At 37.5% G+C, this 11,661-nt stretch carries 16 protein-coding genes; 1 reads left to right on the forward strand and 15 read right to left on the reverse strand.

All coding sequences use genetic code 11. The features are described from left to right. Positions 1 to 144: 144 nt before the first annotated feature. The gene (locus FC26_RS04200; protein ID WP_057778102.1) at positions 145 to 507 is read right to left on the reverse strand and encodes a hypothetical protein; all 363 of its coding nucleotides are present in this window, start codon (positions 505 to 507) and stop codon (positions 145 to 147) included. Positions 508 to 701: 194 nt separating this feature from the next. Here FC26_RS04200 and FC26_RS04205 point away from each other — a divergent pair, with 194 nt between their 5' ends. Further along, entirely contained in the window at positions 702 to 1,346 is a 645-nt protein-coding gene (locus tag FC26_RS04205) for a VTT domain-containing protein (RefSeq protein ID WP_057778104.1), read from the forward strand. Here FC26_RS04205 and FC26_RS04210 read toward each other — a convergent pair. The 14 genes from FC26_RS04210 to comGA all read right to left on the reverse strand — a co-directional run bounded on the left by FC26_RS04210 (position 1,343) and on the right by comGA (position 11,543). Next, a complete protein-coding gene (locus FC26_RS04210) occupies positions 1,343 to 1,978 on the reverse strand; it encodes a TIGR01906 family membrane protein (protein ID WP_057778106.1) in 636 nt (211 codons plus the stop codon). The genes FC26_RS04205 and FC26_RS04210 overlap by 4 nt on opposite strands. Then, positions 1,953 to 2,732 carry a TIGR01457 family HAD-type hydrolase gene (locus tag FC26_RS04215; RefSeq protein WP_057778108.1) on the reverse strand — a complete coding sequence of 260 codons (780 nt, stop codon included), beginning with the start codon at positions 2,730 to 2,732 and terminating at the stop codon, positions 1,953 to 1,955. The genes FC26_RS04210 and FC26_RS04215 overlap by 26 nt, the downstream gene beginning before the upstream one ends. Positions 2,733 to 2,745: 13 nt before the next feature. After that, positions 2,746 to 3,387: a YutD family protein gene (locus FC26_RS04220; RefSeq protein WP_083483744.1), complete on the reverse strand. Its 642-nt coding sequence runs from the start codon at positions 3,385 to 3,387 to the stop codon at positions 2,746 to 2,748. Between the two features lie 19 nt (positions 3,388 to 3,406). Then, positions 3,407 to 4,789, reverse strand: coding sequence for a bifunctional metallophosphatase/5'-nucleotidase (locus FC26_RS04225; RefSeq protein WP_057778110.1), 1,383 nt, complete (start codon positions 4,787 to 4,789; stop codon positions 3,407 to 3,409). 52 nt (positions 4,790 to 4,841) lie between these two features. Continuing rightward, positions 4,842 to 5,450: a metallophosphoesterase gene (locus tag FC26_RS04230; RefSeq protein ID WP_057778112.1), complete on the reverse strand. Its 609-nt coding sequence runs from the start codon at positions 5,448 to 5,450 to the stop codon at positions 4,842 to 4,844. Positions 5,451 to 5,526: 76 nt separating this feature from the next. After that, positions 5,527 to 6,714, reverse strand: coding sequence for an acetate/propionate family kinase (locus tag FC26_RS04235; RefSeq protein WP_057778113.1), 1,188 nt, complete (start codon positions 6,712 to 6,714; stop codon positions 5,527 to 5,529). Positions 6,715 to 6,729: 15 nt separating this feature from the next. Next, entirely contained in the window at positions 6,730 to 7,758 is a 1,029-nt protein-coding gene (locus FC26_RS04240; protein WP_083483745.1) for a class I SAM-dependent methyltransferase, read from the reverse strand. A 48-nt stretch (positions 7,759 to 7,806) separates the two neighbouring features. Further along, the gene (locus tag FC26_RS04245; RefSeq protein ID WP_057778115.1) at positions 7,807 to 8,088 is read right to left on the reverse strand and encodes a hypothetical protein; all 282 of its coding nucleotides are present in this window, start codon (positions 8,086 to 8,088) and stop codon (positions 7,807 to 7,809) included. Further along, positions 8,085 to 8,552 carry a competence type IV pilus minor pilin ComGF gene (locus FC26_RS04250; RefSeq protein WP_338045551.1) on the reverse strand — a complete coding sequence of 156 codons (468 nt, stop codon included), beginning with the start codon at positions 8,550 to 8,552 and terminating at the stop codon, positions 8,085 to 8,087. The genes FC26_RS04245 and FC26_RS04250 overlap by 4 nt, the downstream gene beginning before the upstream one ends. After that, complete coding sequence (locus tag FC26_RS04255; RefSeq protein ID WP_157061039.1) at positions 8,534 to 8,821, reverse strand: hypothetical protein; 288 nt, start codon at positions 8,819 to 8,821, stop codon at positions 8,534 to 8,536. Before FC26_RS04255 ends, FC26_RS04250 begins: the two co-directional genes overlap by 19 nt. Beyond that, positions 8,808 to 9,218 carry a hypothetical protein gene (locus tag FC26_RS04260; RefSeq protein ID WP_157061041.1) on the reverse strand — a complete coding sequence of 137 codons (411 nt, stop codon included), beginning with the start codon at positions 9,216 to 9,218 and terminating at the stop codon, positions 8,808 to 8,810. The genes FC26_RS04255 and FC26_RS04260 overlap by 14 nt, the downstream gene beginning before the upstream one ends. A 16-nt stretch (positions 9,219 to 9,234) precedes the next feature. Then, positions 9,235 to 9,567: a competence type IV pilus major pilin ComGC gene (comGC, locus tag FC26_RS04265; RefSeq protein ID WP_057778122.1), complete on the reverse strand. Its 333-nt coding sequence runs from the start codon at positions 9,565 to 9,567 to the stop codon at positions 9,235 to 9,237. A 1-nt stretch (position 9,568) separates the two neighbouring features. Continuing rightward, positions 9,569 to 10,603 (reverse strand): competence type IV pilus assembly protein ComGB, encoded by a 1,035-nt coding sequence (comGB, locus tag FC26_RS04270; protein ID WP_157061043.1) that lies wholly within the window; start codon positions 10,601 to 10,603, stop codon positions 9,569 to 9,571. After that, complete coding sequence (gene comGA / locus FC26_RS04275; RefSeq protein WP_057778125.1) at positions 10,560 to 11,543, reverse strand: competence type IV pilus ATPase ComGA; 984 nt, start codon at positions 11,541 to 11,543, stop codon at positions 10,560 to 10,562. Before comGA ends, comGB begins: the two co-directional genes overlap by 44 nt. Between the last annotated feature and the right edge of the window lie 118 nt (positions 11,544 to 11,661).

The following is an 11,661-nucleotide window of genomic DNA, read 5'->3' on the forward strand; positions in this document are numbered from 1 at the left end:
TAAAGGACCCTACACATTTGATTTGTCGAAACTTTGTTCAGTTTTCAAAGGTCTACTACCGTTATCGAAGCGCTTAACTAATCGCCTTGACAACAGTAAATATCATATCAAGAATTCATTCTGTGGTCAAGCAAAATTTTAAATTTATTCAAAAAAAGGTGCAGTATCCATTTCAACGGTTTCAAATAAGTGGTGAAGTTGGCTAACATCAATAAACTTTAGATGGTTAAAGTTCTGACACTGCTTGATGATTTCATCGGCACGATCATGTATTGAAAAAACAAATAATGATTGTTTCTCACTATCAAGTGTGATGGATAGTTCTTCTAATCGTAGGCATTCTACATTGATACCAACCGTTTCTCTTAAATAAGCTAGTGTCGTTGCCAATGCAGTCTTATTATCCATTTTGTCTACCGAAAGGAAATGGAACGGTTCGCTACCATCAACCAAAAACGTCGTCTTTACTTCATTGCTTAACACAATTGTACTTGCAACCTTTGTCAAATTAATCTCTCCTTTGTTGAGCGAGGCACCTTGTAATTAACTGCTGCCCATTATAATCGTCAATGCAACATTAAGTCCAGTATCTTAAATAAATGTGAAATTCGCTAAGAACTTATAATTTCGGTTAAAAACATGATATACTTACTCCCGATTAATTTAATACATGGAAAACTAAATAAAAGGAGAACTATCTGGTGTCAACCTTAATTGATTTTATACTACACATTGATTCACACATTATTTCACTCGTAAATAACTTTGGTGATTGGTCTTATCTAATCTTATTTGCAATCGTATTTATTGAAACCGGAATCGTCATTATGCCTTTCTTACCCGGCGATTCCCTTCTATTTGCGGCCAGTGCACTTGCTGCCAACCAAAATTACAATCTAAGCATTACGATATTCTTTGTTTTATTTCTGATTGCTTGTATTGCTGGTGACTCGCTTAACTTTTACATTGGGCATAAAATTGGAAAAACTTTATCCGATCACTCACTCTTTGGTAAGTTAATTGATAAAAAAAGTCTTGCTAAAACAGAGCAATTCTTCGAAAAGCATGGTGCACCGGCAATAATCCTCGCACGCTACATGCCTATTATTCGTACTTTTGCACCATTTGCTTCTGCCGGATCTGGTTTTCCTTACAAACGTTTTATTCGGTTTAGTTTGATTGGCTGTATTTCTTGGGTCTCAATTTGCTCACTGTGTGGTTACTTCTTCGGTAACCTTCCCTTTGTTCAAGAACACTTCTCGGCTATTATTATCGGCATCATCGTTGTAACACTTATCCCAGCAGTCGTTGGTTTCTTCCGTTCCAAGCTTAGTGTTAGTGACTAATAAAGCTGCCTGTTCCCAGCATAGTAAAGAACCCCCAACATCAGCTCTATCAAAATTGTAAACGCGATTACACACAGTCCAAAAAAGTTCTCCGTTAACACATTAATAATCGGATCAGTAGTGGGATTAAAAATCCAATCTTGATTGCTAAAAACCAACTCATGAAATTTAATAAACCAACTATTAAAGTTAATCAGTAAAATTAACATCATCGTTGGAATAAAAACGACTAATCCCTTAATTGGAAGTATCAACCGCCAAAGTTGATGCTTCTTTTTTTGTCGACTTATCTCGTAATACGTTAAGCAGCCCGTAATTATCAAAATTAACTCATTCAGCAAAATCAGTTGCTTCACGTCGCTAAAATGAATTTTACCGCTTACAGATATTGGAATAAATTGAAAATTGATCGTATGCATCCCCGGCACCTGCAAAAATAGTAATAAATGACCGTAATCTCGCAGAATTTCACCGTGTGTCACGCCACTAATCTCCTGATGACTAAAAAATACGAATATGATACTAAAATTCAATGTTAAAAAAATAGCCATACTAACTAGGCACAGAATTAAACTGCACCATTTTAGTACAACCATTATGTTGTTCTTAATGTTCATCCAAATTCCATTCATCTAACGAATCCACCTGATATGACGGTTGAACAGGCTGTTGAGCCACCTCTTCCGGTTTTGAAAGACCGGTATAAACCATTAATGTATCCATACCAACATTAATTCCGGCGCTGATATCAGTATGGTAATTGTCACCCACCATAATCACTTCATCTTTAGAAAGGCCACTTTTTTCTAACGCCATTTCCATGATAATTTTCTCGGGTTTACCAATCATAATTGGTTTAGTCTGCGTTGCGTATTCTACTAGCTTAACAAGTGATCCGGCTCCAGGCACCATTCCCCGCTCATTAGGTAAATTGCTGTCTGCATTGGTGCCAATAAATTTAGCCCCAGCGCGAATTAAAAGTACGGCACGTTCGAGTTTATGATAAGTCACATCAGAATCCAAACCAACGACCACAAAATCCGGTGATGTTTCATCAAATCGAAATCCCTTATCCAATAAGGCCTGTTTAAGGCCACTTTCCCCAACAACATAAACCGTTCTCTTCGAATTAGTTGCAATATGGTCCATATAATCGGCTGTTGCCAACGCCGTTGTATAAACATTGGCGGATGTCACATTAATATTGTGATTATCCTTTAAATTGTTAGCAACAAATTCCGGTGAACGCGTACTGTTGTTAGTCACAAACATCACCGTTAAATTTTTATCCTGTAACCGTTTAATGAAACGTGCCGCAGCAGGAATTTGTTTTTTTCCCTTATACGTTGTCCCGTCTAAATCAATAAAATATCCCTGATACTGCATAAATTCTCCCTGCCTACTTATGTCGTATTACAAATTTTTGCTTCTTTTTGGTGCCACTTTCTCGGACCACTTCTTGATTTTTTCTTTTAGAAACTGGTACTGGGTTAACACTCGTTGTCCGTTCTCGGATCTGCGGTCCTTTTTTATGCTTACTGGTTGTATTTTGCTTATGCTGCTTTTTCTTCCGATAATCGTGGTGCTCGTTTGCCTTCTTGTTGTTACGAGCATCTCCATGATTACCTGTACCGTTTTTCTTAGTACGACGACGCTTAGTATGTTCCGGATGGACAACCTGAACATCTAAATTTTGAATAATAAAGTAAGCACAACCAAAATTACAGTATTCATATAAGTAATCTTGAATTGCATCCGCTAGCTCAGCCGGTTGAGTGCCAGGCTGTTTAACAGCATAAAAGCCCTTCAGTCTGAGCTGTTCAAATCCCCAATCGCCGACAATATAATCGTATTTACTCAAAATTGTACTAAAACGATCAGCTAATTTATCTGGATCAAATGCCTCTTTATAATCTTTAAGTAACTTGTACGGATGCCCATTAACTGTAAAAGCATCGGTATCTGTTCTTTCAACATGATAAATATCAGCACGTTGTTGTTCACGCTGTTCTATCAGTTCCCGTATTTTTTGCTTATTCAAGGTATCCCTCCCTCCTACATTAATCAATCGGAAAATGTTTCGTTAAATAATCTGAGACCACGTCTCGAAAAAATTTATTGTACATTAGTTCATTTTTTCCTGCAATTTCAATCGTTGGAAAAAACGGAATAAATAAATAATGGTCCAAGCTGGCAATCGTATATTGCTCAAAAATATTCACAGGTTCACCACGATAAAAAACTTGTTGCTGAATTGGATCGAATTCGATTCCATCGTAATGAACTTCTCCAAAAATTTTACCACGAAATCCCATTCCTTTCAGTGGAAATCGCCGTAAAAAGTTACGGTTCTTCTCAACTTCTCGGATTAAACGGATTAAATTGGCCCCGGATAATGTCACTTTCATCACGTGCATTGCATGAGGTAACATCTCATGCATTTGATTACGATTCACAATTCCCGCATTAATTCCCGTTAAAAACAGCCCCGTATTTAATAGCGCTGCTTCTGCTCCCGTTGCTTCTTGAATAGCTTTTAAACCAACATTAATTAGTTTAGTACTATTTTCAAAATCAACAGATAAATCCTCTGGGATACGAGCAATTTGCTGTTGTTTAAGCAATTGCTCGCCTCTTGTTCGATACGATTCAATTTCTACATGATCCGTTGGTTCTTCTGGTAAATGCTCTGTCACAGCAACTCTTGCCTGAGAATTGATGACCTGATGATCTGCCAGTTCGAGATCGATTTTTCCAATATATTGACCATACTTGCCTGCAGCAGCTAGTAAGGTTCCTTTGACTCGCTTACCATGTTCTAGTAAATGATGCGTATGACTACCAATAATCACATCAAAATCCGAAAAACGGGTTGCAATCTGCTCATCGACCGACAATCCAAGGTGTGATAGCAAAACCAGTACATCATATTGCCCTTCAATACGTTTAAGGAGATAGGGAATTGCCTTAAACACATCAATTGGCTGCCACCCTTCAAGCGGATAAGTTAAAATAAACGGTGCTGTTAGTCCTAATACTGCGACACGTGTATTATTTTTAGTCTTAATAATCTTGAAATCTTCAGCAAAATTCGGAAGTTGTTGATTGGTCTTATCCAATAAATTTCCTAAAATCACATCAAAATTAGCTTGATCGTACAAATGGCTAAGTTGTTCCTTATTATTTCCCAGTCCTTCGTTATTCCCAATCGTCACCCCATCATAGTGAATCTCGTTGAGTAACGCAACGTTTGCCTGACCATCCGTTGCTTCAGAAAGTGGGTGTACCCGATCCATTGCATCCCCGATATCAAATGTTAAAACACTGCTATTGGCGCTAGTCAATGCTTCTTTTTGTGTCAACAGGTAACGTCTAATCTTGGGCCAATTTTCAAAGTGTGAATGCATATCATTTGTGTGTAAAATTGTAATCTTCTCAACCATTTTTATCCCCCATTAATCTCTACTGCGATTGTGCTACTTTTACGGCAATCGATCAATGTCGTTTGGCAAAATCAATTGCTTTTTGTTGTACCATCATCTCAATATCATCCAATGAAAATGGTGTGCCAAACGGTATTTTATAATTCAAATAGCCGGCCTCTGGTGTGTCAACACCAACATTGATATTTTCCTTCGCGGAGACTGAATAGTGATGAATATGCCCATGTAGATTAATAATCTGCGGTGCAATCCCCAACATCATTGGATAATGGGTCATATAGTACTGACGATGATCAAACTTAATTAATACGCCAACATCGTGAAACTCGAACTTGGGTTTTCCGTTAACCTGAAAATTATGTTTAGCAAGATATTTAAATAAATCACGACTATCATGATTTCCCTTGATAAGAACTAAATTACCATTTAATCGACTCAATAATTCAAAAACTGCTTCATTTGACTTAACTGCTGGTTTCGTAAAGTATAACGCAATATCGCCGAGATGATAGACCGTATCAGTTGACTGAACTCGTTGATTCCAGTGATCAATAATCACCTGATTCATCTCTGCAACTGTTGAAAATGGTCTGGGTGCAAAATCACTCATTCCCAGTAAACCTTCATGAAAAAAATGAGTATCCGAAGTTACATAACGCATTCAATTAAGCTCCCTTGATTTTCTATATAATAAAAAGGACCAGGTCTCCCTGATCCTTCCATTATATCTCAAATAACTATTTTTTTAAGCGTTCAACATCACGAGCAATCATTAATTCTTCATCTGTTGGGATAAGCAATGTCTTGACAGTTGCACCATCAGCAGTCAAATCACGTTCAACACCACGAATATGGTTTTTTTCAGGATCAATGCCAACGCCAAAGAATGACAGACCATCCGCAACACTTTGACGAATTTCAATATCATTTTCGCCAACGCCGGCCGTAAATACCAAAACGTCTAACCCATTCATCTCGGCAGCGTACTGTCCAATATAACGAATGACACGATTGATCCAGATATCACGAGCCAATTTAGCTCTGTGGTTCTCGTCCATTACTTGTTCAAGGTCACGCATGTCAGCTGAAACACCTGAAACACCAACCAACCCAGATTTATGGTTTAAAATATCAATCATTTCTTCTGAAGAAATGTTAAGTTTCTCTTCCAGCCATGCAATCAGCGAAGGATCAACATCTCCCGAACGAGTAGCCATGGTTATACCAGCTAATGGGGTGAAGCCCATTGACGTATCGAATGATTTACCATCTTTGACGGCTGTAATCGATGCACCGGCACCTAAATGTAACGTGATCATCTTCAGATCTTTAACATCTTTACCCAAAATCTCAGCAGCACGAGCGGATACGTAACGATGACTAGTTCCATGTGCACCGTATTTACGAGCACCATATTTTTCATACCATTCGTAAGGAATGCTGTAGAGATAGTTTTCTTCTGGCATATCCGTGTGGAATGACGTATCAAATACAGCGACTGAAGTAATATCAGGTAAAATCTTCTTAAATGCTTTAATTCCAATTAAGTTAGCTGGGTTGTGTAGTGGTGCGTAGTCAGCTAATTCATCAATTTTTTGCATCACATCATCGTCAATTAAAACAGAATCCTTGAAGAATTCTCCCCCTGCAACGATCCGATGACCAACACCAGTAATTTCATTGAAGTCCTTGATAATATCAAGTTGAATCAATTGTTTCAGCAAGTAGTTGATTGCTACTTCATGGTTAGTTGCTTGAATGGTATCCTTTAGCTTTTTACCATCACCATACTTGATGCTAACAAGTGAGTCCTTCAATCCAATTCTTTCAATAACACCTTCAGCAATAACTTCTTCGCTTGGCATTTCAAAAAGTTTAAATTTTAAAGTAGAACTCCCTGCATTAATGGCAATTGTCTTTGACATACTATTATATCTCCTTTAACCCTTCAAATTAGTCTTTACCCAGTTATCTATTTCAACCATAAAGTTGGCAAACTCTGTTTTTTTCTTAAAAGATGGGAACTGCCCAAGTAATACTTTTGGTGCTTGATGACTATTAGTTCCTCGTCGTTGAAGTAATAAAATTGATTTTTCTGCCTGTTTTGTTTGAAATAGCTCACTTGGTAAATTGACAAGTCCTTGTAAATGAGCTCGACGCTGAATCCATTCAACAAATTGCTTAGATTCATCTGTTTTAAACAAATCACTTGGTATTAAGAATACACCAAATCCATCGGGCTTTAAATAGTTCATTGCTTGTTCAATCAGTAAATGATGAACATAGGAATGACCCTTTTCAGCTCGAGTTTCATAATGATCCGTATTATTATCCAAAGGATAGTACCCAACTGGTAAATCCGATACAACGTAATCGCATTGTGGGATATCCAAAGAATCGATTGCATCCTGATGATACAACTCAATATCTTGCTGTTGCATCTCCACACTCACGCTCGCAACTGCAAGCATTGAATCATCATTATCAATACCGTATCCATGAATCTTCTTGCCAGTCGTTCGCTTTAAATGGTTCATTACCGTAGTTAAAAGATTCCCTGTTCCGACACTCAAATCGAAAATAGAAGCATCATCTTGTTTGATACCAATTTTTTCGATTATATAAGCAATCAGGAACCCCAACGTATCTGGTGTCATTTGATGATTAGGCTGAATAGCATCTTGCTTGACCGCTTTTAGCATACTCAGTTGGATCACCGTTCGTATGGTTTCCGCATCTGTGTTGTCCAAATCAATTTGCGCATAAATTTGGTTGAGTTGCTTGATAATCTCTTGAGTTGGCTTACCATCTTCTACTTGAACTTCACCAGCAATAATATTATCCGCACTTTCGATGAACGCATCGAGGTATGAGCTTGAAAGTGATTGCTTAAGTAACATGACTGATTCATCAATGAGCTTAAACAATTTTTCAGTATTTTCTTGTGCCAGCTTTTCTTCCACTCCCATCTCTAAAACTTTGCTACCACACCAGTTTACAGATTTTAGGGAATAAATTCAAGGTACGAGATTACCTCTACTTATATACTTATAACCATTATTAAGCTGAACTTGTAATCCTTTATCATTCACAATCACTTTTCCGGTATTGAAGCTAACAACCGGATCATCAGCACCCGCCTGTAAATCGATCATCGCTTGTGAAATAAATTCATTTTTTAGCATTGTCAAAGATTGCTTCTGCTGCGCATAATGCCGATATAACATTAATTGAATACTAGTTAGTATTGCAATTAAAATAAGTACATTTACTAAAACATATCCTGATCGTGATTTCACTTGGCATCTCCCGCAGATAATATTGGATAAAAATGGACCCTCGCAATTCGCTGACTTCCATCATCCATGACGACTGCAATCTGTACTTGAGATCTTGAAAGCTGTTCTGGATGATACATTTTGACATGTGTCATCAAGGATAGATAACCGCCACCATTATGGCTTAACGTCAGGTACATATGATCATCTTTACACTCCAACTGATACGACTTCGCACTAACGCGACTTCGTAACATCAGTTCATATCGACCAACATGCGTCAATTCAAATTGATGCGTATCCGATTCCAGTTCACGTACGAATAAATACCACTGTAAATCATCATTAAAGGTTGTTTTTTGACTGGTTCGTGATACTTGGACTATTAAATTTGCTAACATCGCAATCAGTGCGACAATTAAAAAGGTCAACATACATTCTATTAATGTAAAACCGCCATGCTTTATTATTTGGTGATTAACAATCTCGTTTTAGCTCCTTCCATTACCACAACCTTATCCGCCATAGCCCGAACTGTATATTTTCCTCGTTGCTCTGTTACTGGTTGGTGGCTATCATAATAACGATCTGCCACTTCTTTACCAATTCGGGATATATATATTTCTTGACTAGCTCGTTGCATTTGTTTTTGTAATTGCTGTTCGCATATACAAAACCAGACCACACACACTGTCAGAATCATCAATGCGACCGTGGCATCCGCCATCACAAACCCGCTCCTACTGTGTGACAATTCGGTACCCTCCCCATCCTAACTGAACTTTCATAAGATACGTTTTATGCGTAAGCGACGAGGTAAATCTTTGTGTCCCAGCTTGTACATATCCGTTGGGCATCATCTGTAATTTTTTAAAGTTTCCAACACTAATTGTTGCTGGAATGGTAACATCCTCTCGATATAACCTTTGATTACTAATATCACACCACTGAAATCGAATCGCACCATTAACATATCGAATATTAATGGCACTACTTCCTTCGCGGGCTCGCACTTGACTGGCATGCCAATTTTGTTCTAGTTCTTGCCAAAACTGACGTTCTGCATTCACTTGAGTGACGTGATGTCCATATATCGTCCCAAATGACATCATTAAGGCCACTAATCCAAGAACTAGCACCGACTCGATCAATGTAAACCCTAAAAAATTATCCCTTTCCTTGTGTAGCCTTATCGCCAGTAATCGAAATATTTTCATTTTGTGCTTTTTCAATCTGTGCATTTGTCAAATAGTCACCCTTTTCTAAATCTGAAAAACTAACACTCCCGTCACCATGCTCGTTTTCATATAGATCAATTTGTGTTTGAACTACTGACACCATCGCACTTTTATGCACACTGTTGGCATGCTTACGTTGAGATGCTAAATTAGGCAAAATAATTAAAACTAGTAAACTAATGATAAATAAAACAATACTCATCTCAATCAGCGTAAAACCTTTGCGTTTTTGGCCTACTATATATTTTATTTTACTAATCATATTAATAAATTCCTTTCATTGATTGATAAATTGGTAACATGATACTCAGATACATCATTACAATTACAACCGCAATGATGCCAAATAAAATTGGCTGAACGAGTACCAGCAGCTGCTCAATTTTTTTAATTAACCGGCTAAAAATTAAACTAGAAAAAATAGTTAACTGCTTCCCCAATTCTTCAACAGTTTCTCCCTTATTCATAAATACAATTAGTTCTTGCGGTAAATAGGGGTAGTCATGAATTATTTTAATTGGCGGTTTTCCGTTCATCAAAACTTGATCTAGTTGTGATCCTAACTGATTCAATAGTGACTTCTTATCAAAACTAGCAAATAATTCACAAATTTCTCGGACCCCCATTCCATTTTGAAGTAATAGCGCAAAATTAGTAATTAAATAATAAGCGTAGTATTCACGATAGATTTTCCCAATTAAAGGTAATTGGCAAAGTAACGTTGCTCGATTGACCGCTGAAGACTTGAGCCATCGATATATAATCGAACCACTGATTCCGATAACACCTATCAAAATTCCCAACAGCATCCAAGGCCAAAACGCGAATAAATTATATTGCGTCTCTTGTTCGTTTTGCCACGTTGATAGTTCCGGAAAAATAAATATTTTCAGCACTGCCAACAGGATGCCCAACAATGACAGTAAAATAGCGGGGTACTGTAGTAGTCCTTTCAATTTAGTCTTTTGTTTAACGCTAATCGTTAAAAATTGACCAATTTGTGTAATACTTTGGCCAAGATCTCCATGCCGTTCAGCAAGTAATAATTGATAGTAGATATCTTGACCTATAAATAATCGCGTACTTTTAGAAAAGGAACCCCCACTGGCCATACTCATATCGATCTCTTCAAAAATTTTTGTACTTTCTGGCATTAGCGTTGTTGAAAAAGTTAATGCCTGCTTCAATGAAAAGCCCACTCGTAACAAATCTCCCATTAAGGAAAACCACCGTGCTTGCTGTCTAATACTTAAACTATCCTTCTTGATATGTTTTGGCTGTCGTACGCGTAATTTCACACTTTTTAACCCCTTCTTCTAAATAGTTGCTCCATTGTGCAGTCATTCGATTAGGTCTATTATTTTTATCCATAACTGCTAAGTTTAATTGATCTCCAGCCAGTAAATCATATAAAACAGCAATACTATCTTGAGTCGTTGGTAATAATCTTTGATAGCACACTCCTGTCAAAACCTGGGCTAAATACGATTGCTCCACCCCTAATTGCTCCATTCGTGAAATTACACCAAATACATTTTTTGCATGCACTGTCGATAATACTAAATGGCCACTCAGCGCAGCTCTAATCGCCATCTTAGCGGTCAACGTATCTCTTATTTCACCGATTATAAAAGCTTCCGGCCGATGCCTCAGTCCGACCTTTAATAGCTGATCGTATGACATGTTAGCCTGATTGTTAACCTGCAGTTGGATAAAATTCTTTTCCTCGATTTCCACAGGGTCCTCAATCGTCATCACTACCCGATTTTTCATAGCTTTTCGAGCAAGTTGGTACATCGTGGTTGTCTTTCCAGACCCCATCGGACCGGAAAATAGAATCAACCCCCTATGCTGTACTAATTGTTGCAGCATTCCCAATTGATTTGGAATTAATTGTTGATGACTGATACTCTCAAATGAATAAATGAAGCGAATAACTAAAGACTCTTTTCCGCTATAATCACCGACGGACGATAATCTTAAATTAATAATTTCGCCCTTTTCTTCCATAATCAAAGCACCAACCTGCGGACGTCTATGTTCGCTAACTGCCATATTTGCCCGATACTTTAAATACGAGATAAGCTGATTACCCGCATCCAAACTTATCTTCTTTGTGGTCATCACGCCCTGAACATTGTGGTATAACATTCTGTACTGCTCATTAAGTGGTAAAACGTATAGATCAGAAATTCGATTAGCAATGCACTCATTGATCGTTGCTGAAAAATTCTGCATATTGATAAGTTATCCCCCCTTACATAGATAAAATACGTAGATAAAGGACGATTTTCATTTTTATTCTAATAAAAAGAGGAAGTTATGATAAAAGCACTATCATAACTTCCTCTTTTGT

Source organism: Paucilactobacillus vaccinostercus DSM 20634 (assembly GCF_001436295.1).
GTDB classification, from domain to species: domain Bacteria; phylum Bacillota; class Bacilli; order Lactobacillales; family Lactobacillaceae; genus Paucilactobacillus; species Paucilactobacillus vaccinostercus.

What these genes read in the sequence shown, in the direction of transcription:
- FC26_RS04210 (WP_057778106.1), bottom strand. Translation starts at nt 1,978, where the DNA reads ATGAATGGAATTTGGATGAACATTAAGAACAACATAATGGTTGTACTA.
- FC26_RS04215 (WP_057778108.1), bottom strand. Translation starts at nt 2,732, where the DNA reads ATGCAGTATCAGGGATATTTTATTGATTTAGACGGGACAACGTATAAG.
- FC26_RS04225 (WP_057778110.1), bottom strand. Translation starts at nt 4,789, where the DNA reads ATGGTTGAGAAGATTACAATTTTACACACAAATGATATGCATTCACAC.
- FC26_RS04230 (WP_057778112.1), bottom strand. Translation starts at nt 5,450, where the DNA reads ATGCGTTATGTAACTTCGGATACTCATTTTTTTCATGAAGGTTTACTG.
- FC26_RS04235 (WP_057778113.1), bottom strand. Translation starts at nt 6,714, where the DNA reads ATGTCAAAGACAATTGCCATTAATGCAGGGAGTTCTACTTTAAAATTT.
- FC26_RS04240 (WP_083483745.1), bottom strand. Translation starts at nt 7,758, where the DNA reads ATGGGAGTGGAAGAAAAGCTGGCACAAGAAAATACTGAAAAATTGTTT.
- comGC (WP_057778122.1), bottom strand. Translation starts at nt 9,567, where the DNA reads ATGATTAGTAAAATAAAATATATAGTAGGCCAAAAACGCAAAGGTTTT.
- comGA (WP_057778125.1), bottom strand. Translation starts at nt 11,543, where the DNA reads ATGCAGAATTTTTCAGCAACGATCAATGAGTGCATTGCTAATCGAATT.